We start from the raw sequence: 19,874 nt of genomic DNA, 5'->3' as shown, positions 1-19,874 counted from the left end.
ATGACAAACACTGTTGATTTTATTGGCGTAGGTATCGGCCCGTTTAACCTTAGCATTGCGGCGCTGTCTCACGAAGCAGAGGGATTTAGCAGCCAGTTCTTTGACAGCCGCCCTGACTTTGCGTGGCACCCGGGCATGTTAGTGCCGGACTGCCATATGCAGACCATGTTCCTGAAAGACCTGGTCAGCGCCGTGGCCCCCACCAGCCCGTTCAGCTTTGTGAACTACCTGGTGAAACGTAAAAAATTCTACCGTTTTCTGACCACCGAGCTGCGCACCGTCTCGCGCGATGAGTTTTCGGACTACCTGCGCTGGGCCGCAGAGGGCATGAACAACCTGCAGTTTAACCAGACGGTTGAGCGCGTTGATTTCGACGAGCAGCGCAAGCTGTTTGTGGTGCAGACCGGCCAGGGGGAAACGCTGGCGCGCAACATTTGCCTCGGCATTGGCAAGCAGCCTCACCTGCCGCCGTGCGTAAAAGCCGCCACGCCAACCTGCTTCCACGCCAGCGAAATGAGCCTGCGTCTGCCGAATCTGGCCGGGAAACGCGTCACGGTGGTTGGCGGCGGGCAAAGCGGTGCCGACCTGTTCCTGAATGCGTTCCGTGGCGCCTGGGGCGAAGTTGCCGAAGTGAACTGGGTTTCACGCCGCAATAACTTTAACGCGCTGGATGAAGCCGCGTTTGCCAACGAATACTTCACGCCGGAATACGTCACCGGCTTTGTGGGCCTGAATGAAGGCGCGCGGCAGAAAATGCTCGATGAGCAGAAGATGACCTCCGACGGCATTACCGCCGATTCGCTGCTGACCATCTACCGCGAGCTGTATCACCGCTTTGAAGTGCTCGGGCTGCCGCGCAATGCTCGCCTGCTGCCAAGCCGCTCTGTAACAGGCCTTGAAAGCCGTGGCCAGGGCTGGCAGCTGCTGCTGGAACACCATCTGGACAAGGGCTATGACACGCTGGACAGCGACGTGGTGATTTTCGCCACCGGCTACCGCCCTACGCTGCCGCAAATGCTTTCGCCGTTAATGTCACGCATGACGATGCTGGATGAGTGCAACTTCAAAGTGCGCGACGACTTTACGCTGGAGTGGAATGGCCCGGCCGGAAATAACATCTTCGCGGTCAACGCCAGCATGCAAACCCACGGCATTGCCGAGCCGCAGCTGAGCCTGATGGCGTGGCGCTCCGCCAAAATCCTGAATCGCGCGCTGGGGCGTGATTTGTTCGATCTCAGTACGCCGCCCGCGCTGATCCAATGGCGCAGCGGCAGCCGGGAAAAACCGCAGCACAGCGCTGCGTCCTTAACTCACTACTCCTCAAAATCATTCGAAATGCAGCCCGGCGCTAACTGAGTTTATCCCCCGGCACGCAGGCCACTGCGGGACGGGGGTAACCGTTAACCCCGCGTCAAATTGAAGAATGACGAGGACACAGCATATTTGGGCCGATGTTTGTCAGCCCGTATGAAGGAACAATGATGATAACCAAAAAGCAAACGCTTTGGGCGCTCAATCCGTTACTGCTCGCCATGATGGCGCCGGCAGTGGCACAGCAAACCAGTGACGAGACGATGGTGGTTTCCGCCAACCGCAGCAACCGCACCGTCGCCGAGATGGCCCAAACCACCTGGGTGATCGAGAAAGCCGAACTGGAGCAGCAGATCCAGGGCGGCAAAGAGTTTAAAGACGCGCTGGCCCAGCTGATCCCCGGCCTCGACGTCAGCAGCCAGAGCCGTACCAACTACGGCATGAACGTCCGTGGTCGCCCGCTGGTCGTGCTGGTTGACGGCGTGCGTCTCAACTCTTCCCGTACCGACAGCCGCCAGCTGGACTCTATCGATCCGTTCAACATCGATCATATTGAAGTCATTTCCGGCGCGACCGCCCTGTACGGCGGTGGCAGTACCGGCGGTCTGATTAATATCGTGACCAAAAAAGGCCAGAAGGATACACAGGTAGAGTTTGAGACCGGGATCAAGAGCGGCTTTAACAGCAGTAAAGATCACGATGAGCGCGTCGCCAGCGCCATTTCCGGCGGGAACGACCATATTTCTGGCCGTGCGTCAGTGGCCTATCAGAAATTCGGCGGCTGGTTTGACGGCAACGGTGATGCCACCCTGCTCGACAACACCCAGACCGGGTTACAGTATTCCGACCGCCTGGACGTGATGGGTACCGGTACGCTGAATATCGATGAAAACCAGCAGCTGCAGCTCGTTACCCAGTATTACAAAAGTAAGGGCGACGACGACTACGGCCTGAACCTCGGGAAAAACTTCTCTGCCATCAGCGGGACAAGCAGCCCGTACGTGAGCAAAGGACTGAACTCTGACCGTGTTCCGGGCACAGAGCGCCACCTGATCAGCATGCAGTATTCCAACAGCGACTTCCTCGGTCAGGAGCTGGTGGGCCAGGTTTACTACCGCGATGAATCGCTGCTGTTCTATCCGTTCCCGACGGTAAACGCCAACAAAAAAGCCACGGCGTTCTCCTCTTCCCAGCAGGATACTAATCAGTACGGCGCGAAGCTGACGCTGAACAGCAAGCCGCTCGACGGCTGGCAGCTGACCTACGGCCTGGACGCGGACCACGAGCGCTTCACCTCCAACCAGATGTTCTTCGATCTGGCACAGGCCAGCGCCTCCGGTGGCCTGAACAACCAGAAAATCTATACCACCGGACGTTACCCGGCGTATGACATCAGCAACATGGCGGCGTTCCTGCAGTCCAGCTATGACATCAACGAGATCTTTACCCTGAGCGGCGGCGTGCGTTACCAGTACACCGAGAACAAGATTGATGATTTCATCGGCTACGCGCAGCAGCAGCAAATCGCGGCCGGCACGGCAAAATCTGCTGACGCCATTCCTGGCGGCTCCACCGACTACGACAACTTCCTGTTCAACGCCGGCCTGCTGATGCACATCACCGAGCGCCAACAGGCCTGGCTGAATTTCTCCCAGGGCGTGGAGCTGCCTGATCCGGGTAAATACTACGGCCGTGGCACCTATGGCGCGGCGGTTAACGGCCACCTGCCGCTGACCAACAGCGTCAACGTCGGCGCGAGCAAGCTGCAGGGCGTGAAGGTTGATTCCTACGAACTGGGCTGGCGCTACACCGGCGACAGCCTGCGCACGCAGATTGCCGCCTACTACTCGCTGTCCGATAAGAGCGTGCTGGCGAATAAAGACCTGACCATCAGCGTTGTTGACGACAAGCGTCGTATTTACGGCGTGGAAGGCGCGGTGGACTACTTTATTCCAGACACCAACTGGAGCACCGGCGCTAACTTCAACGTCTTAAAAACCGAGTCAAAAGTTAACGGCAGCTGGCAGAAATATGACGTGAAAGTCGCCAGCCCGTCGAAAGCGACCGCCTATATTGGCTGGGCACCAGATCCGTGGAGCCTTCGCGTGCAGAGCACAACGTCGTTTAACGTAAGCGACGCGGCAGGCTACAGCATCGACGGTTACACCACTGTTGATTTACTGGGCAGCTACGAGCTTCCGGTGGGTAAACTCAGCTTTAGCGTCGAAAACGTCTTTGACCGTGATTACACCACCGTTTGGGGCCAGCGTGCGCCACTGTACTACAGCCCGGGCTACGGCCCTGCTTCGCTGTATGACTACAAAGGCCGTGGTCGCACCTTCGGCATGAACTACTCTGTGCTGTTCTAAGCCTCTTCCTTGCCCGGCAGTTGCCGGGCAAGTTCACACGCTTACCCTTCCTAACAGTTTATCCCTCGACCCGCGTAAAATAGTCTTTTAAAAATAAGGGATATTTTCCTCTCTTATGACCGGAGACGATATGCAAGTTGGGTTTATTGGCGTGGGCAGCGTAATAGAAACGGCTTACCTGCCAGCTATTCAGCGACTCGCCCGGCGCGATGTGGTTTGCTATGGGTTTGATCCCGCCCCATGCTACCGCTCTGATGCCATCACGCTTCTCCCCTCCCTAACCCAGCTTCTGGCGCTGCCGCTTGACCTGGTGTTTATCACCACGTCATCGCTCCAGCATTGGCCGATCCTGAAGCAGGTGCTACAGCAAAGTTCGCTGCCCGTCGTGGTGGAAAAACCCGTCTCGGCAACGCTTCAGCAGTTGGACGAACTGACATCATTGCTGAGCGATCCGGCCATTGCCGCGCGGGTGCTCGCCCTGGATCACTGGATGGTGAGAACCGATGCGGCACGTTTTATCGACCGCCTCGAAGATATCGACCGTATCGAGGGATTCCTGCTGGAGCCCAGCGGGTTTAATGCCGTGGAGAGCCGATTGCGCTGAATTTTGCCACCGGCGAGCCTGATACTCGTGCGCTGCACCACCCGGACGGCGTTATCGTGGACATCGGCACGCATGTGCTGGCGATGATGCGCGAAACGCTGATGCAGGCGGGCGCTGACGAAGCGCTGGAGCTGGAGTTGCTGCTTGCCAAAGACCGGCTCGGCAACGGCATTGTGCCCGGCGATGTCACCACGGCAGAGGGCCAGGCGCTGCTGCGCGGGGAAATGGGCGGCATCCCCTGCGTGCTGCAGCTGAACAAATATGCCGGGCCCGCAGGGGGGCAAAAAGGTATTAATATCGTGCTGAAAGATGGCAGAGTGATTGCCGTCGACAGACGCGGGGTAAATGAAACCCTGAGCGTTGACGACGAGGTAAAACTGGATATCAGCGGGCCGCTGTACGACCGCTGCCTCGGAGAGGTCATTTTTGCCGGTAAAACACTGTTTGAGCAGGCTCCTGAGACGATTCCCGCCTTAACCCGTCGCAGAATTCAGGAAGTCAGGGTCTTATTGACGCTGCAGCAAACGCTGCGCGGCGAGCACTAGAAACACAAAACCCGCCGAAAGGCGGGTTTATATTTTAAGACTCGGTATCAGGCTTTGTTCAGCACCAGTTGGCCTTTGCTGTCCAGCGGGATCTGAGTGCCAGGGTCTTTATCCATGCGGATTTTGCCCTGCTGATCGCCGATTTTGTAGGTCACATCATAACCGAGCATTTTTTCTGATTTGTCATACACAGTCTTGCAGCGCTGCTGGGTGGTGGTGTAGGTATCCCCCTCCTGCATCGCGCCCTGCACCTGGTTCCCGGCGTAGCCGCCGCCCAGCGCGCCCACGACCGTGGCAACATCCTTCCCGCGTCCACCGCCAAACTGATGACCAAGGACGCCCCCGGCCACCGCGCCCAGAGCAGAACCTAAAATACGGTTCTCATCCTGAACAGGTTTGCGGTGCGTCACGGCCACATTGCGGCACTCCTGACGCGGTGTTTTAACCGTTTCCTTGATTGGCGTCGCTGACACCACCTGTGCATACTGGGGACCACGGTCAAACACGTTCAAACTGGCTACCGCAGCCACGCCCAGCGCAGCGGCCACGCCAATACCTATACCCGCTAACATTGATTTATTCACAGGACATCCTCCTGACCTTGTTGTTAACCTAATTTTGCACTGCAGTGACAATATTGAGAAATCAGACAACGGATCAAAAGTGCGGGATCGTGCGGTGAAAACGTGTGTTTAAGAAAACTCCGAGCAATCCGCCAGGAATATGCCGAATGTTATGCTGCTTCCCGGCAATAAAAAACCCGGCACGGGGGCCGGGTTTCGGAAGGAAATAAAACTTAGTGCAGCTTCAGGCGTGGACGAATCACGCGGTTGATGCTGCCCACCAGCATCATCAGGCCAGTTTTGAAATAACCGTGCAGCGCAATCTGGTGCATACGGTACAGGGAGATGTACACGAAGCGGGCGATGCGGCCTTCCACCATCATCGAGCCGCGCATCAGGTTACCCATCAGGCTGCCCACGGTGGAGAATTTGGACAATGAAACCAGCGAGCCGTGATCTTTATAGCTGTAAGCTTTGAGCGGCTGGTCTTTCATCTGCGCAAGGATGTTCGTCAGCGCGCGGGAAGCCATCTGGTGCGCGGCCTGAGCGCGAGGAGGCACGAAACCACCTTCCGGGCGAGCGCAGGATGCACAGTCGCCGATAGCATAGATATCCGGGTCGCGCGTGGTCTGCAGCGTTGGCTCAACCACCAGTTGGTTAATGCGGTTAGTTTCAAGGCCGCCGATATCTTTCATGAAGTCTGGCGCTTTAATGCCCGCCGCCCAGACCATCAGATCCGCTTCGATGAACTCGCCGTCTTTGGTGTTCAGGCCATGCGCTTCGGCACTGGTCACCATGGTTTGCGTCAGCACGCGAACGCCAAGCTTGGTCAGTTCGCTATGCGCGGCGGCAGAAATGCGCGGCGGCAGCGCAGGCAGAATGCGCTCCCCGGCTTCCACCAGCGTGACGTTCAGCGCTTCGTTGGTCAGCCCTTTGTAGCCGTAGCTGTGCAGTTGCTTAACGGCGTTATGCAGCTCAGCAGACAGCTCAACGCCCGTCGCGCCACCACCAACGATAGCGATGTTAACCTTGCCGCTTGCGCCGAGGTTGGCGGAGTATTTCAGGAACAGGTTTAGCATCTCGGAATGGAAACGACGCGCCTGATGCGGGTTGTCGAGGAAGATGCAGTTCTCTTTCACGCCAGGGGTGTTGAAGTCGTTGGAGGTGCTCCCCAGCGCCATCACCAGCGTGTCGTATGGCAGCTTGCGCTCAGGCACCAGCAGCTCGCCCTTTTCATCGCGCAGTTCGGCGATGGTCAGCGTTTTGCTTTCGCGGTTGATATCCACCACGGAACCCAGCTGGAACTGGAAATGATGATTGCGCGCGTGGGCCAGGTAGCTCAGCGCATCCACGCCTTCATCCAGCGAACCGGTAGCCACTTCATGCAGCAGCGGTTTCCACAGGTGGCTGTGGTTACGGTCGACGAGCGTAATTTTGGCTTTTTTGCCACGCCCCAGTTTTTTACCTAACTGAGTCGCCAGCTCCAGACCACCAGCGCCGCCGCCAACAATCACTATTTTTTTCAATGGTGTAGTCAACTTGACCCCCTAAAATATTAACCAATTGTTAATTAAAAGTTATCTAAATAACCTTTAATTAACAAAGGGTTACTGCACGCTTAACGCCAAACTTTATCGAGAATAACATGAAGGGTGCATTGGTCATACCAAAATTGATGTACATCAATTTTTATGCCGAAAAGATAAACAAAAAGGCCAGCGCGAGGCTGACCATGACATTTTCCCTAAATAATTCGAGTTGCAGGACGGCGGCAAAGCTGAGAAACCCCAGGAGCGTAGCTAACTATGTGACTGGGGTGACAAATCTGTCGGGAATAGATTTGAACGCTGCTCGCAGCGGCCCTTGAGGGTGAGGCTCATGGATGAGCCGAATAGCAGGTGCAGCCAACACACCTGCGGCTTGAAGTATGACGGGAAAATTTAGCCCAGGGTTTTAAAGGCTTTAATGCGTTGCAAATACCGGGAGATATTTTTGAATTTGTGGGTTTGCTGCTCGTCCCAGACGATTTCATAGTAGTGATGCAGCGCTTCAGCCGTGCGCCGGTTGTCCAGCGCTTCGTCGTTGCGCGAGAGAATAGCCAGGCAGCGATCGCGGTTCTTCTCACGGAAGTTTGGCACGCACTTGGTGGTGATATCCGCGTACTCTTCCGGCCTGTCGATCTTCCCTTCCATGTTTTCATGGGGGTAAAGGTTCGGGTTAAAAATAACCTGCCGCATATCGCAGAGAAAACCAATGCGCTCCGCCCAGAATCCGCCGAGACCCACGCCGCAAATTAAGGGACGTTCGTCGTCGGTAAGCTGCTGCATCTTGTCGACTTCCTTCAGCAGATGCTGCATGTCGTGCTTCGGATGCAGCGTGCTGTAGCTGATCAGCCGCACGTCGGAATCGATAAACTGAAGCTGCAGCACTTTTTCATGGTTTCCGGGACTGTTTGAGTCAAAACCGTGCAAATAGATTATCATCGCATCCTCATTACCTGAATATTAGCCCGCCTTATGCGCCTGCCACTGCTCGTGCAGCGCTTCCAGCTGCTGGTTCACCTGCTTCCAGCGATCGGATGAACGCAGCTCATCGCGGGTAAATGACCCTTTATGATACAAACCTGTAACACGTTCTGCTTTGACCGGCGACAGGTTATCAAGCACGCTCACCGCACCTTTACGATTATTGCAGACGAGGATCATATCGCAACCGGCGTCCAGCGATGCCTGACCGCGTTCGGCATAACTGCCCATGATAGCCGCGCCTTCCATCGACAAATCATCGGAGAAAATCACACCATTAAAGCCCAGTTCGCCGCGCAGGACCGTTTTTAGCCAATACTCAGAGCCGCTAGCCGGACGCGGATCGACTTCATCATAGATAACGTGGGCAGGCATGATGGCATCCAGCTTATTCTCGCGAATCAGTGAGGCAAAAATGCGCATGTCATGCTCGCGGATTTCCGCCTTCGGGCGCGGGTCGTGCGGGGTTTCTTTGTGCGAGTCGGCGGTGACCGCCCCGTGGCCAGGGAAGTGTTTACCGGTGGTTTTCATGCCCGCAGCATGCATCCCATCGATAAAACGCGTGGCCATTGCCAGCGCTTTGGCCGGATCTTCATGATAGGAACGTTCCCCAATGGCCGCGCTGATGTGCCCGATATCCAGCACCGGCGCAAAGCTGATGTCGATATCCATGGCGATCATTTCGCTCGCCATCAGCCAGCCAGCCTCAGCCGCCAGCTTGCCGCCCTCTTCCAGGCCGCGGAGTGCCGCAAAAGATTGTGCCGCAGGCAGACGGGTAAACCCTTCGCGGAAGCGCTGCACGCGGCCGCCTTCCTGATCGACGGCAACAACCAGACGATGGTGCGAAGCTTCACGGATCTGGCGCACCAGTTCACGTAGCTGCTCCGGGTCGTGGTAGTTGCGGGTAAAAAGAATCAAACCGCCCACCAGCGGGTGCTGCAAAATTTCACGCTCTTCCGCATCCAGCTCGAAGCCGGCCACATCCAACATTACTGGGCCCACAATACTCTCTCCTGATGTTTGCTCGCCCGCAGCGCGCGCCACGCGTCGTCTGCCAGCGTAATAAAATGTTGCTTCCCGGTTTGCCGCCAGCGGCATTCATACCAGGACGCCATAAGTAACGCTATCCACGGCCGCCAGCGCGCAACCTGGCGATTGAGGACGTCGAGGCTGAGTGAAGCCTGGGCAGCATACAACTCCAGCAGCGCTTTACTGTCGACGGTGTTTGCCGCCAGCACGGCGGCCAGCTCCAGCGCAATATCGCCATCCCCGGCGTATTCCCAGTCAATAAGCCCCAGGCGATTGCCCGGTTGCCGCACCAGATTTCCCGCGTGAACATCCATATGCAGAGGGGCCAGCCGCAGAGGCCTGGGCTCCTTACGCCGCTTCAGGCGCTTTAATTCACGCAGCCAGGTCAGGGTTCGCCTGTTTGGGTCGCTTTCCTGCCAGTAAAACTCAAGCAGCGGAGCCAGGCTTATGCGCCAGCCGAACGGTTTCTGCCGATGAAGATAATACAATAAGCCCGTTAATTCAGTGAGCGGGGCCTGGTTCGGCAAAACCTCGCCGTCAAGCCAGCGGGTGAACAGCCAGCCTTCCGCCAGACACCAGGGCTCGGGCGCGATGCCGACGGGCAACTGCCTGAGCGCGCGATGATGCCGCCGAAGGGAAATCCCCGGCAAGCGCTGTTCGGGCAGCTTTCTTGCCGTAAAGCTGCCGGCTTCTGTCTCTACGCGGTAGCTTGTGCCGCTCAGTCCCTCGAGCGCAGAAACACAACCGGCGGCCTGAGCCGCCGGAAGGTATCGAGTCACTGCCGCATCGAGCGATGCTTTAGTTGGTTTGCTGAACAGCACCGCTACCCGACCAGATGATTTCGCCAGTTTGCACCAGCATCAGCTGCATTTTCAGCGTGGGCGTGTTCACGTTGCCGCTGGCGTTGGTGTAAAGCACGTACTGGGCGCCGGTGTTACGCGCAATGCCAATCGCTTTGCTTCGCGTACCTAAGCTGTCCTGCGGGGAAAGCCCAAGCTGCTGCTTAGCCATCGAGAGCTGCTGCGCAGAAACCAGCGTGAACTTGTTGTTGTTGGCCAGCGCGCCGCGCAAGGCTTCAGTCGCGCTGCTGGTTTGCAGGCTGCCATTGGTGCGGTTGTTGACGCTGTCCACCAGCAACACGCTACCCGGCGTCACGCCATCAGCCTGCAGCATTTTGCTGACCATCGGCTGCATGGCACTGTTCCAGTCATAGGTGCGAACCTTAGGCTGAGGCGGAATAGTAGGCTCTGGTTGTTCCACAGGGCCAGGCTGCGTCGGCACGGTCGGTACCGTTGGCACGGTAGGCTCCGGCTGAGCAGGCTGCTCTGCGCCAGGTTTAACTTCTTCTACCGGGGCAGGCTGTTCGCCGCGATTAATACACCCGGTCAGGATCAGCGCCACCGCAGTGACGGCCAGATAACGATGAAGTCCCCTAATCAAAATTCGCTCCTTACAGAGAGAGAAAGACGTACTTTTTTGGCTCCCGGCCAGGCTGCAGTCGAGTCAATACGCTGCGAAGACTGCCCCGGGAGGGTAACGGTACGCACTTGCTCAAGCGGGTGGATTTCCAGCCCTTTTTTGTCGTACCAGTAGAAACGGTAGTACAGCGTGACCGGCTTATGCTGCTCATTATACAGCGATGATTCGGCCACCGTGGCACCATTCTGTTGAGAGATATCCGGTTTTTCCGCGCTAATCCCGGCCGCCAGCACCGCAGATTCCATGACCAGGGTTTGGTCGTTGTTCACCGGAATGGCGGGGCTAGAGCTACAGCCCGCCACCAGCAGCAGCGCTAACAGACTCAGGGAAAAGCGCGACATAGGCTCAGTCCTTATGCGCCAGCATTGGGCCAAGCGGACGGCCACCCAGCAGGTGCATGTGAATATGGTACACCTCTTGCCCACCGTGTCGGTTGCAGTTCATGATCAGGCGGTAGCCGTCAGCGGCAATCCCTTCCTGTTCTGCAATTTTAGCTGCAACGGTCATCATCCGCCCCAGCGCAAGCTCGTGTTCAGCTTTAACGTCATTGGCCGTTGGGATAAGCACGTTTGGAATGATGAGGATGTGGGTGGGTGCCTGAGGGGAAATATCACGAAACGCAGTGACCAGTTCGTCCTGGTAAACCACATCCGCCGGAATTTCACGACGAATAATTTTACTGAAAATAGTTTCTTCGGCCATGAGCTGTTCCTTGAAGGAGAAAACGGTGTTGGGAGTATGAGCGAGGCGCTCATTTGACTCAACCTTCTGCACGCTTTTCTTTCGTTAAGTGCTGGCCTTTAAAACAAATTCGTCTTTTTTCAGTAACAAAAAAGGGAGGCTTTCGCCTCCCTTATCGCTCCCCGAACAAACTTAGTTGTTACGGATCCACTCATCCATTTCGGTTTTCAGGTTATCGGACTTGGTGCCGAAAATAGCCTGAACGCCGGAACCTGCGACAACCACACCTGCTGCACCCAGTTTTTTCAGGCCAGCCTGGTCAACTTTTGCCACGTCGGCCACGCTAACGCGCAGACGGGTGATACAAGCGTCGAGGTTAGTGATGTTTTCTTTACCGCCGAAAGCGCTAACCAGAGCAGGTGCCATTTCGCTGGTTACGCCAGCGGTGGTTTCTGCGGTGGCGTCTTCACGACCCGGGGTTTTCAGATCCAGTGCCTTAATCAGTACGCGGAAGATGGTGTAGTACACGATCGCATAGCAGATACCGACAATTGGGAACAGCCACAGTTTGCTGCTGTTACCGCTTAGCACGATGAAGTCAATCAGACCGTGAGAGAAGGACGTCCCGTCACGCATGCCCAGCAGGATACAGATAGGGAATGCCAGACCCGCCAGAATCGCGTGAATGATGTACAGGATCGGGGCCACGAACATGAAGGAGAATTCGATTGGCTCGGTGATACCGGTCAGGAACGAAGTCAGCGCCGCGGAGATCATGATCCCGCCCACTTTTGCACGGTTCTCTGGTTTAGCAGAGTGCCAGATAGCAATGGCCGCAGCCGGCAGGCCGTACATTTTGAACAGGAAGCCGCCGGACAGTTTGCCCGCAGTCGGGTCACCTGCCATGTAGCGAGGGATGTCGCCGTGGAACACCTGGCCCGCAGCGTTGGTGTATTCACCGATCTGCATCTGGAATGGAACGTTCCAGATATGGTGCAGACCAAACGGTACCAGGCAGCGCTCGATGAAGCCATAGATACCGAAGGCAACAACCGGGTTCTGGTATGCAGCCCACTGAGAGAAGGTCTGGATAGCCGTACCGATTGGTGGCCAGATGAAGGACAGCACTACGCCGGTGAAGATAGCCGCCAGACCGGAGATAATCGGTACAAAGCGTTTACCGGCGAAGAAGCCCAGATACTCAGGCAGCTTGATGCGGTAGAAACGGTTGAACATGTATGCCGCAATTGCACCGGAGATAATACCGCCAAGCACGCCGGTATCCGCCAGGTGTTTAGCTGCAATTTCTTCCGCAGGCAGGTGCAGGACCAGAGGCGCGACCACGGCCATGGTTTTCACCATGATGCCATAGGCAACAACCGACGCCAGGGCAGATACGCCATCGTTGTTAGTGAAGCCCAGTGCCACACCGATAGCGAAGATAAGCGGCATGTTGGCGAAGACTGAACCGCCCGCTTCCGCCATAACGTGAGAGACAACGACCGGCAGCCAGCTGAAGTTTGCAGACCCGACGCCCAGCAGGATACCTGCGATAGGCAGTACGGAGACTGGCAGCATCAGCGATTTACCCACCTTTTGCAGGTTAGCAAATGCATTCTTAAACATAATAGAGAGTGCTCCTGAGTATTTGTGCTTTTTTTGTACGCATTTACGCATCGAACCGGGGGGAGAACCGGTTCATAAACAGGACATCTAAGTGTCCTTTTATTTATTACGCAGAGTAAAATAAATAACGAAAACTTTGTTTGACGGCTATCACGTTTCTCAGCCGATCGCGCGAAAAACTTTCATTAATTTACATAACACGCTTACAAATGGTTCAAAACGAGCGTGCACCGCTCATTTTATGGCGGTGCACTTTACTCGCTTAGGCTATTAATTACGAGCTTTAAAATAACTATGAATTTCAGAGAGATTGCAGGCGGGATAAGGGGACGTGGAACAAATCAGCAAAGTTCTGCGTGGTGGCAATAGCCAGTTCTTCCAGCGAAACGCCCTTCAGTACGGCCATATATTCGGCAACATCACGCGTCATAGCAGGCTGGTTTTCTTTCCCGCGATGTGGCACTGGTGCAAGATACGGGGAGTCCGTTTCCACCAGCATTCTGTCCAGCGGGACATAACGCGCGGCGTCACGCAGCTGCTCGGCATTCCGGAAGGTCACTATCCCGGAAAAAGAGATGTAAAACCCCATATCAAGCAGTTTACCCGCCGTTTCTCTGTCTTCCGTGAAACAGTGTAGTACCCCGCCGCACTCTGTCACTTTCTCTTCCTGCAGAATGCTCAGCGTATCGGCGCGGGCATCACGGGTGTGGACGATCACCGGCTTGTTCAGCTCGCGGCCAATACGGATATGGTTCCGGAAAGATTCCTGCTGACGCGGTTTTGTTTCCGGCGTATAGAAGTAATCCAGCCCGGTTTCCCCCATCGCGATAACACCAGGTTCGGCGGCCAGGCGGCGCAGCTCTTCAACGTCGTACTCTTCGTCCTGGTTCAGCGGATGTACGCCACATGAGAAGGCCACGTTGTTACGCTCCCCGACCAGCTCACGCATTCCCCGATAACCGTCAAGGGTAGTAGCCACAGCCAGGCAAAACTTCACGTCCCTGGCGGCCGCTTTTTCCAGAACGTCATCAACGTTTTTGTGCAGGGATTGATAATCCAGGCCATCGAGATGGCAGTGTGAGTCGACCAGAAACATAGTAATACTCTTAGAGATAATGTGAGTGAAGCAGTGCGCCGGGCTGAGCCAGACGCTCCCACGTAAGAAGACTTTCCGTGAGCAGGAGCTCACGGTTAACACCTACCACGTTAAGCAAGGCATCGCGGCAGGTAAACCAGTGGTGAAGCAGGCTTTGCAGCACGGCCGGGGAATAACGCCCGCCGAGGCTTGCCACCAGCGGCTGCATATCCGCGTTGGTGAGCCACGCCCCTGCCCCCTGCTGCCACTTGAGGGCATCAACCAGCAGCGCGCAAAGCCAGTGGACGCGGCGGGCAGCGTCCTCATGGTTTAATGCCGGCAAAAGCGCCAGCAGGTTGTTCGCTTCCCCAGCCTGAGTGAGCTTCTCGCAAAGCTGCTGCCGGGCCTTCCACTGTTCGGGCTGCAAAAGCGCCAGCGCGGCGGCAGGAGCCCCGGAGCTAAGCCGCAGCGAGGCCTGAAGCTCTTCCGCAGAGGCCGTTGTCTCGCGGCCCAGCCATGCCAGAGCAAAACGCTCATCCGGGGGCGCAAGGTGCCAATAAAGGCAACGGCTGCGCAGCGTTGCGGGCAAGTGCGCGGGTTCGCGGCTGCTCAGAAAGAACCAGGTATTTCTTGGCGGCTCTTCCAGCGTTTTCAACAACGCGTTCGCCGCGGCCTCGGTCAGCAGATCGGCATCTTTCAGCCAGACGACTTTCGCCCCGCCCTGCTGCGCGTGGCCATAAAGCTTCTCGGTGATGTCACGCACGGCATCAATTCCGAGGCTGGATTTGCCTTTTTCTACTTCAAGGGAGTAGCTGTCAGGGTGCGTACCCGCCTGCATCAGCTGGCAGCTATGGCAGTGGCCGCAGCTTTTATTGCCTTCCGGACTTTGGCACATCAGCCAGCGGCACAGGGCGTAGATTAACGCGTCGTCCCCCAGGCCCGGCAGCGCGTGAACCAGCAGCGCATGATGCCCACGCCCGGCCTGATACTGGCCGATAAGCTGCTCAAACGCGCCGCGAAGCCACGGATACCATTTCACTATTGCTGCTCCCGGAACCAGGTCAGCACGGCCTCACGCACGGCCAGCGAGACGTCATCCAGCGGCTGCGTTGCGTCGATGGTTTTAATGCGGCTGTCGCGGCCTGCCAGTTCCAGATAACGCGCACGTGTGCGGTTAAAGAAGTCGATAGATTCCTGCTCAATGCGGTCAAGTTCACCCCGGGCGCGGGCGCGGGTTAACCCCACTTCAGGCGTCACGTCGAGATAAATCGTCAGGTCAGGATAAAAATCGCCCAGCACGGTGTTGCGCAGCGCCATCAATAACTGCTGGTCAATCTGACGCCCGCCGCCCTGATAGGCCTGGGTGGAGAGATCGTGGCGATCGCCGATGACCCAGCTACCACGCGCCAGGGCCGGTTTGATCACCGTTTCTACCAGTTGGATGCGCGCCGCGTAGAACATCAGCACTTCGGCTTTATCGGTCACCTTCTCATCACCGATCCCGGCATTGTTGAGCGTTAACTCACGCAGGCGCTCGGCTAGCGGCGTGCCACCGGGTTCACGCGTGAAGGTCAGCTCGCTGATACCCAGCTCTTTTAAGGTCGCCACGACCACGTTATGGGCGTTGGTTTTCCCGGCGCCTTCCAGGCCTTCGATGACGATAAATTTACTGTCCATTTTTATCCTTAAGAGCTTTGATATAGACCTGCACCGCCTTGTTATGGCTGGCGAGGTTGGTGCTAAAGGTATGACCACCCTTACCGTCAGCAACAAAATAGAGATACGGCGTTTTTGCCGGGTGCGCCGCCGCTTGCAGAGACGCTTCGCTCGGCACCGCAATCGGGCCCGGCGGCAGGCCGCTAATCACATAGGTGTTATACGGCGTGGGAGTCTCGAGATCTTTGCGCGTTAGCTTACCATTATAGCTGTCGCCCATCCCGTAGATAACGGTGGGGTCGGTTTGCAGGCGCATGCCAATACGCAGGCGGTTAATAAACACCGAGGCCACCTGGTCACGCTCGGCCGCGACCGCGGTCTCTTTCTCGATGATCGAGGCCATGGTCACCAGGTCGTTTTCGGTTTTATAGGGCAAGCCATCAACTTTGCTTTCCCAGGCCTGCGCCACGGCTTTAACCATTTTTTGATGCACGCGCTTAAGCAAAGCAACATCCGTGGTGTGGGCGGTGTACATCCAGGTGTCCGGGTAGAACCAGCCCTCGACCCATTCAGGATGCTCAAATTTCAGCGTCTCCGCCACGGTCGCATAGCTGTCGTCTTTTAGCGTGTGCTGGATGTATGGGGCATCTCGCAGCTGCTCGAGTAAATCGCTCAGGCGCATACCTTCCACAAAACGCAGCGGGAACTGCGCCTCTTTCCCACTGGCCAGCAGGCGGAGCATATCGGTGACCGTCATCCCTGGCGTGAGGCGGTATGTACCAGCCTTAAATTTGGCCAGATCCGGCTCGACGCGCAGCAGCCACTGGAAAACACGCGGGCGTGTAATCAGTTTCTCTTCATAAAGCTGAGTGCCCAGAGCTAAACGTCCGGTGCCCTGCTTCAGGGTGAAAATGGTTTCCTGTTTGATCGGCAACGGCGCTTTTGCCAGCTGGCGCACCTTCCACATGCCTGCACCGGCGGCGATGCCAAGCACAATCAGCAAAACCAGAAAGAAACGAAACATTTTTTTCATCGGTAATCGGTTACTCACAAAGTGGGGCTAAAAAACAGTAAAGTTCACGCGATGTGTAGTCCCAGTCCTGGGCCTGGTTCACCGGTACAACCGGCATTAGCGCATTGCAAACGATCGCTTCATCCGCATCGGCCAGGGTTTCCAGACCTTCGCTGACCTCATGCAGCCGCCAGGAGGAATCCGTCAGGCACGCAATGATGCGCTGGCGCATCGTGCCATTCACGCCCGCACCGTTAATACACGGTGTATAAACGTCGTAACCTTTGCGCCAGAATAAATTAGCCGCACAGCATTCCACCAGGCTCCCCTGACTGTCAAGAACCAGCGCCTCCTGGGCCGCCGTCTGTTCAAGATGCGTACGAATAAGAACCTGTTCAAGCCGGTTAAGGTGCTTAAGACCCGCCAGGGAAGGATTAATGCCTATTTTCACAGGACTGAGCGCCAGCCTAATCCCCTGCTCGCGCCAGGCGGGATAAAAATCAGGGTAAGGCGACAGAGAGAGCATTCGCGTAGGCTGTGTGCAGTTCGATGCGCTGTAACCGCGCCCGCCCGCCCCGCGAGAAATAATCACCTTGAGCACGGCTTTGGTTTCAGAGGTCGCCAGCATGTCCATCTCATCACTGAGCATGGCCCAGTCAACCGGCCCTATCATCAGCGCTTCGCAGGCCTGCTGCAGGCGGCGAAGATGATCTGCCTGAAAGCGAATCTCACCATCAATAACACGGGCGGTAGTAAAGCAGCCGTCGCCAAACTGGATCGCCCGGTCGTTTGCCGGCAGCGTTTCTTGCCACTGACCATTAATAAGATACATAGGGGTTCCTCAGGATACGGAGACACAAGGTTGCCAGAGGGATTTACGGGCGACAAGAGGGGAATTCTGAACAGCAAAAGGGCCCGCAAGCGGGCCCTTTCAGAAGCGGTTAGATCTTCTTGAAGATCAACGAACCGTTGGTACCACCGAAACCGAAGGAGTTACACAAAGTATACTCCAGGCCACTTACCTGACGAGCTTCGTGTGGCACGAAGTCCAGGTCACAGCCAACATCCGGGTTATCGAGGTTGATGGTTGGTGGCACGGCCTGATCGCGCAGCGCAAGGATGGAATAGATAGACTCTACCGCACCCGCCGCCCCTAACAGGTGGCCCGTCATCGATTTAGTTGAGCTCACCATCACACGGCTTGCATCGGCACCAAAGATAGACTTAACCGCCTGCGTTTCAGCTTTATCACCTGCCGGTGTAGAGGTACCGTGGGCGTTGACGTAGCCAACCTGCCCTGCAGAAATCCCTGCATCGCGCAGTGCGTTTTCCATCGCCAGCGCAGCACCTGCACCGTTTTCTGGTGGAGAAGTCATGTGGTACGCATCGCTGCTCATACCAAAGCCAACAACTTCTGCATAAATTTTCGCGCCGCGTTTTTTCGCGTGTTCGTACTCTTCCAGTACGATGACGCCTGCGCCGTCGCCCAGTACGAAGCCGTCACGATCTTTATCCCACGGGCGGCTTGCCGCTTGAGGGTTGTCGTTACGGGTAGACAGTGCGCGCGCCGCGCCAAAGCCACCAACGCCCAGCGGGCTACTGGCTTTTTCTGCACCACCTGCCAGCATTGCGTCTGCATCACCATAGGCAATGATACGTGCCGCATGGCCGATGTTGTGTACGCCAGAGGTACAAGCCGTGGCAATGGAAATGCTCGGACCACGCAGACCCAGCATGATGGTCAGGTGACCTGCCACCATATTGACGATGGTTGAAGGCACGAAGAACGGGCTGATTTTACGAGGGCCACCGTTAACTAAAGAAGAGTGGTTCTCTTCAATAAGCGTCAGGCCACCGATACCAGAGCCGATTGCAGCGCCGATGCGGGCCGCGTTTTCTTCCGTTACTTCGAGGCCAGAATCCTGCATGGCCTGAATGCCAGCAACAATTCCATATTGAATGAATTCATCCATCTTGCGCTGATCTTTGCGCGAGATGATGTCTTCACAGTTAAAATCCTTTACTAAGCCAGCAAATTTCGTTGCGTAGGCGCTAGTATCGAAATGGTCGATCAGGCTGATGCCACTCTGACCGGCAAGGAGAGCTTTCCAGGTAGACTCTACGGTATTGCCGACAGGAGACAACATGCCCAGTCCGGTCACAACTACACGACGCTTAGACACGTTTGTCCTCCAGGGAGGGAAAAAATACTAGTGGGACAATTCAGATAAAACTCAGGCGGTCGAATGACCGCCTGGAGATGTTCACTTACGCCTGGTGGCCGTTGATGTAATCAATGGCAGCCTGAACGGTGGTGATTTTCTCAGCTTCTTCGTCCGGAATCTCAGTATCAAACTCTTCTTCCAGAGCCATTACCAGCTCAACGGTGTCAAGAGAATCAGCGCCCAGGTCCTCAACGAAGGAAGCGGTGTTCACTACTTCTTCTTGCTTAACGCCCAGTTGTTCGCCAATGATTTTCTTAACGCGTTCTTCGATAGTGCTCATACTCTTAAATTTCCTATCAAAACTCGCTTTCGCGATGGTTTTCGTAGTGTATAAAATGTTGAAAAAGATGCAACCAAATCCCGGCTGGTCAAACCACGATTTTACGCTATTTTGCGGGCATTCGCCCAAATAACGCAAATATTTTTCACCGTGATTAAACCATATACATTCCGCCGTTGACGTGCAGGGTCTCACCAGAGATGTACCCAGCTTCGTCAGAGGCTAAAAATGCTACTGCACTGGCGATTTCATTTGCGTCGCCTAAGCGACCCGCAGGAACCTGCGCCAGTATACCCGCACGCTGTTCATCAGAGAGCGCACGCGTCATGTCCGTTTCAATAAAGCCCGGAGCAACAACGTTCACAGTAATACCGCGAGACGCGACTTCGCGCGCCAGCGATTTACTGAAGCCAATCAAACCAGCCTTCGCCGCAGCGTAGTTAGCCTGACCAGCATTTCCCATGGTACCAACCACAGAACCGATAGTGATAATACGCCCATGACGCTTTTTCATCATAGCTCGCATTACCGCTTTTGACAGACGGAAAACAGATGACAGGTTAGTTTCGACAATGTCGTTCCACTCGTCTTCTTTCATGCGCATCAGCAGGTTATCGCGAGTGATACCGGCGTTGTTCACCAGAATGTCTACTTCACCAAACTCTTTACGGATGCTGTCCAGCACGGCTTCAATGGAAGCCGGGTCGGTCACGTTCAGCATGAAGCCTTTGCCGTTTTCGCCCAGATAATCGCTGATGGCCTGCGCGCCGCTTTCGCTGGTCGCAGTCCCGATAACTTTTGCCCCGCGAGCCACTAAGGTCTCTGCGATGGCGCGGCCGATACCGCGGCTAGCGCCGGTAACCAGCGCAATTTTTCCTTCAAAACTCATGGTTT

At 56.0% G+C, this 19,874-nt stretch carries 19 protein-coding genes and 1 pseudogene; 3 read left to right on the top strand and 17 right to left on the bottom strand.

Annotated elements, in window-relative coordinates; all coding sequences use genetic code 11:
- The 3 genes and pseudogenes from iucD to AAIE02_RS04405 all read left to right on the top strand — a co-directional run bounded on the left by iucD (nucleotide 1) and on the right by AAIE02_RS04405 (nucleotide 4,829).
- Nucleotides 1-1,356 (top strand): NADPH-dependent L-lysine N(6)-monooxygenase, encoded by a 1,356-nt coding sequence (iucD, locus tag AAIE02_RS04415; RefSeq protein ID WP_008453434.1) that lies wholly within the window; start codon nucleotides 1-3, stop codon nucleotides 1,354-1,356.
- Nucleotides 1,357-1,478: 122 nt separating this feature from the next.
- Entirely contained in the window at nucleotides 1,479-3,680 is a 2,202-nt protein-coding gene (iutA, locus tag AAIE02_RS04410) for a ferric aerobactin receptor IutA (RefSeq protein WP_008453436.1), read from the top strand.
- A 130-nt stretch (nucleotides 3,681-3,810) separates the two neighbouring features.
- Nucleotides 3,811-4,829 (top strand): annotated as a pseudogene (locus AAIE02_RS04405) (Gfo/Idh/MocA family oxidoreductase).
- A 47-nt stretch (nucleotides 4,830-4,876) separates the two neighbouring features.
- Here the strand turns inward: AAIE02_RS04405 and AAIE02_RS04400 are convergent.
- From AAIE02_RS04400 to fabG, 17 genes are all read right to left on the bottom strand, one after another.
- Nucleotides 4,877-5,413, bottom strand: coding sequence for a glycine zipper 2TM domain-containing protein (locus tag AAIE02_RS04400; RefSeq protein ID WP_008453441.1), 537 nt, complete (start codon nucleotides 5,411-5,413; stop codon nucleotides 4,877-4,879).
- A 212-nt stretch (nucleotides 5,414-5,625) separates the two neighbouring features.
- Nucleotides 5,626-6,930, bottom strand: coding sequence for an NAD(P)/FAD-dependent oxidoreductase (locus tag AAIE02_RS04395; protein ID WP_498532046.1), 1,305 nt, complete (start codon nucleotides 6,928-6,930; stop codon nucleotides 5,626-5,628).
- A 402-nt stretch (nucleotides 6,931-7,332) separates the two neighbouring features.
- Nucleotides 7,333-7,875, bottom strand: a complete 543-nt coding sequence (ycfP, locus tag AAIE02_RS04390) for an alpha/beta hydrolase YcfP (RefSeq protein ID WP_498532045.1) — start codon at nucleotides 7,873-7,875, stop codon at nucleotides 7,333-7,335.
- A 21-nt stretch (nucleotides 7,876-7,896) separates the two neighbouring features.
- Nucleotides 7,897-8,919, bottom strand: coding sequence for a beta-N-acetylhexosaminidase (nagZ, locus tag AAIE02_RS04385; protein WP_008453449.1), 1,023 nt, complete (start codon nucleotides 8,917-8,919; stop codon nucleotides 7,897-7,899).
- A complete protein-coding gene (thiK, locus tag AAIE02_RS04380; protein ID WP_498532044.1) occupies nucleotides 8,907-9,767 on the bottom strand; it encodes a thiamine kinase in 861 nt (286 codons plus the stop codon). The genes nagZ and thiK overlap by 13 nt, the downstream gene beginning before the upstream one ends.
- Nucleotides 9,745-10,386, bottom strand: coding sequence for a penicillin-binding protein activator LpoB (lpoB, locus tag AAIE02_RS04375; RefSeq protein WP_336983540.1), 642 nt, complete (start codon nucleotides 10,384-10,386; stop codon nucleotides 9,745-9,747). Before lpoB ends, thiK begins: the two co-directional genes overlap by 23 nt.
- Entirely contained in the window at nucleotides 10,383-10,766 is a 384-nt protein-coding gene (locus tag AAIE02_RS04370; protein ID WP_336983541.1) for a YcfL family putative periplasmic lipoprotein, read from the bottom strand. Before AAIE02_RS04370 ends, lpoB begins: the two co-directional genes overlap by 4 nt.
- A gap of 4 nt (nucleotides 10,767-10,770) precedes the next feature.
- Nucleotides 10,771-11,127 carry a purine nucleoside phosphoramidase gene (gene hinT / locus AAIE02_RS04365; protein ID WP_008453457.1) on the bottom strand — a complete coding sequence of 119 codons (357 nt, stop codon included), beginning with the start codon at nucleotides 11,125-11,127 and terminating at the stop codon, nucleotides 10,771-10,773.
- A gap of 171 nt (nucleotides 11,128-11,298) precedes the next feature.
- Nucleotides 11,299-12,732: a PTS glucose transporter subunit IIBC gene (gene ptsG / locus AAIE02_RS04360; RefSeq protein WP_008453459.1), complete on the bottom strand. Its 1,434-nt coding sequence runs from the start codon at nucleotides 12,730-12,732 to the stop codon at nucleotides 11,299-11,301.
- A gap of 301 nt (nucleotides 12,733-13,033) precedes the next feature.
- Nucleotides 13,034-13,828: a metal-dependent hydrolase gene (locus tag AAIE02_RS04355; RefSeq protein ID WP_008453460.1), complete on the bottom strand. Its 795-nt coding sequence runs from the start codon at nucleotides 13,826-13,828 to the stop codon at nucleotides 13,034-13,036.
- Nucleotides 13,829-13,838: 10 nt separating this feature from the next.
- Nucleotides 13,839-14,846 (bottom strand): DNA polymerase III subunit delta', encoded by a 1,008-nt coding sequence (gene holB / locus AAIE02_RS04350; protein WP_498532043.1) that lies wholly within the window; start codon nucleotides 14,844-14,846, stop codon nucleotides 13,839-13,841.
- A complete protein-coding gene (gene tmk / locus AAIE02_RS04345; protein ID WP_166993766.1) occupies nucleotides 14,846-15,484 on the bottom strand; it encodes a dTMP kinase in 639 nt (212 codons plus the stop codon). Before tmk ends, holB begins: the two co-directional genes overlap by 1 nt.
- Nucleotides 15,474-16,496 carry a cell division protein YceG gene (gene yceG / locus AAIE02_RS04340; RefSeq protein ID WP_166993764.1) on the bottom strand — a complete coding sequence of 341 codons (1,023 nt, stop codon included), beginning with the start codon at nucleotides 16,494-16,496 and terminating at the stop codon, nucleotides 15,474-15,476. Before yceG ends, tmk begins: the two co-directional genes overlap by 11 nt.
- A gap of 10 nt (nucleotides 16,497-16,506) precedes the next feature.
- Nucleotides 16,507-17,307, bottom strand: a complete 801-nt coding sequence (pabC, locus tag AAIE02_RS04335; protein WP_498532042.1) for an aminodeoxychorismate lyase — start codon at nucleotides 17,305-17,307, stop codon at nucleotides 16,507-16,509.
- A 109-nt stretch (nucleotides 17,308-17,416) separates the two neighbouring features.
- Nucleotides 17,417-18,658 (bottom strand): beta-ketoacyl-ACP synthase II, encoded by a 1,242-nt coding sequence (gene fabF / locus AAIE02_RS04330; protein WP_166993760.1) that lies wholly within the window; start codon nucleotides 18,656-18,658, stop codon nucleotides 17,417-17,419.
- 85 nt (nucleotides 18,659-18,743) lie between these two features.
- Nucleotides 18,744-18,980, bottom strand: a complete 237-nt coding sequence (acpP, locus tag AAIE02_RS04325; RefSeq protein ID WP_004157115.1) for an acyl carrier protein — start codon at nucleotides 18,978-18,980, stop codon at nucleotides 18,744-18,746.
- Between the two features lie 154 nt (nucleotides 18,981-19,134).
- Nucleotides 19,135-19,869, bottom strand: a complete 735-nt coding sequence (fabG, locus tag AAIE02_RS04320) for a 3-oxoacyl-ACP reductase FabG (RefSeq protein ID WP_008453466.1) — start codon at nucleotides 19,867-19,869, stop codon at nucleotides 19,135-19,137.
- Nucleotides 19,870-19,874: the final 5 nt, after the last annotated feature.

The sequence above is a fragment of the Cedecea sp. Ae19-4 genome (assembly GCF_059801165.1).
This window is presented reverse-complemented; position numbering and strand designations above follow the sequence as displayed.

Excerpts from the sequence above, each read along its gene's own strand:
- iucD (WP_008453434.1), top strand. The coding sequence starts at position 1 with ATGACAAACACTGTTGATTTTATTGGCGTAGGTATCGGCCCGTTTAAC.
- iutA (WP_008453436.1), top strand. The coding sequence starts at position 1,479 with ATGATGATAACCAAAAAGCAAACGCTTTGGGCGCTCAATCCGTTACTG.
- ycfP (WP_498532045.1), bottom strand. The coding sequence starts at position 7,875 with ATGATAATCTATTTGCACGGTTTTGACTCAAACAGTCCCGGAAACCAT.
- AAIE02_RS04370 (WP_336983541.1), bottom strand. The coding sequence starts at position 10,766 with ATGTCGCGCTTTTCCCTGAGTCTGTTAGCGCTGCTGCTGGTGGCGGGC.
- hinT (WP_008453457.1), bottom strand. The coding sequence starts at position 11,127 with ATGGCCGAAGAAACTATTTTCAGTAAAATTATTCGTCGTGAAATTCCG.
- ptsG (WP_008453459.1), bottom strand. The coding sequence starts at position 12,732 with ATGTTTAAGAATGCATTTGCTAACCTGCAAAAGGTGGGTAAATCGCTG.
- AAIE02_RS04355 (WP_008453460.1), bottom strand. The coding sequence starts at position 13,828 with ATGTTTCTGGTCGACTCACACTGCCATCTCGATGGCCTGGATTATCAA.
- tmk (WP_166993766.1), bottom strand. The coding sequence starts at position 15,484 with ATGGACAGTAAATTTATCGTCATCGAAGGCCTGGAAGGCGCCGGGAAA.
- yceG (WP_166993764.1), bottom strand. The coding sequence starts at position 16,496 with ATGAAAAAAATGTTTCGTTTCTTTCTGGTTTTGCTGATTGTGCTTGGC.
- pabC (WP_498532042.1), bottom strand. The coding sequence starts at position 17,307 with ATGTATCTTATTAATGGTCAGTGGCAAGAAACGCTGCCGGCAAACGAC.
- acpP (WP_004157115.1), bottom strand. The coding sequence starts at position 18,980 with ATGAGCACTATCGAAGAACGCGTTAAGAAAATCATTGGCGAACAACTG.
- fabG (WP_008453466.1), bottom strand. The coding sequence starts at position 19,869 with ATGAGTTTTGAAGGAAAAATTGCGCTGGTTACCGGCGCTAGCCGCGGT.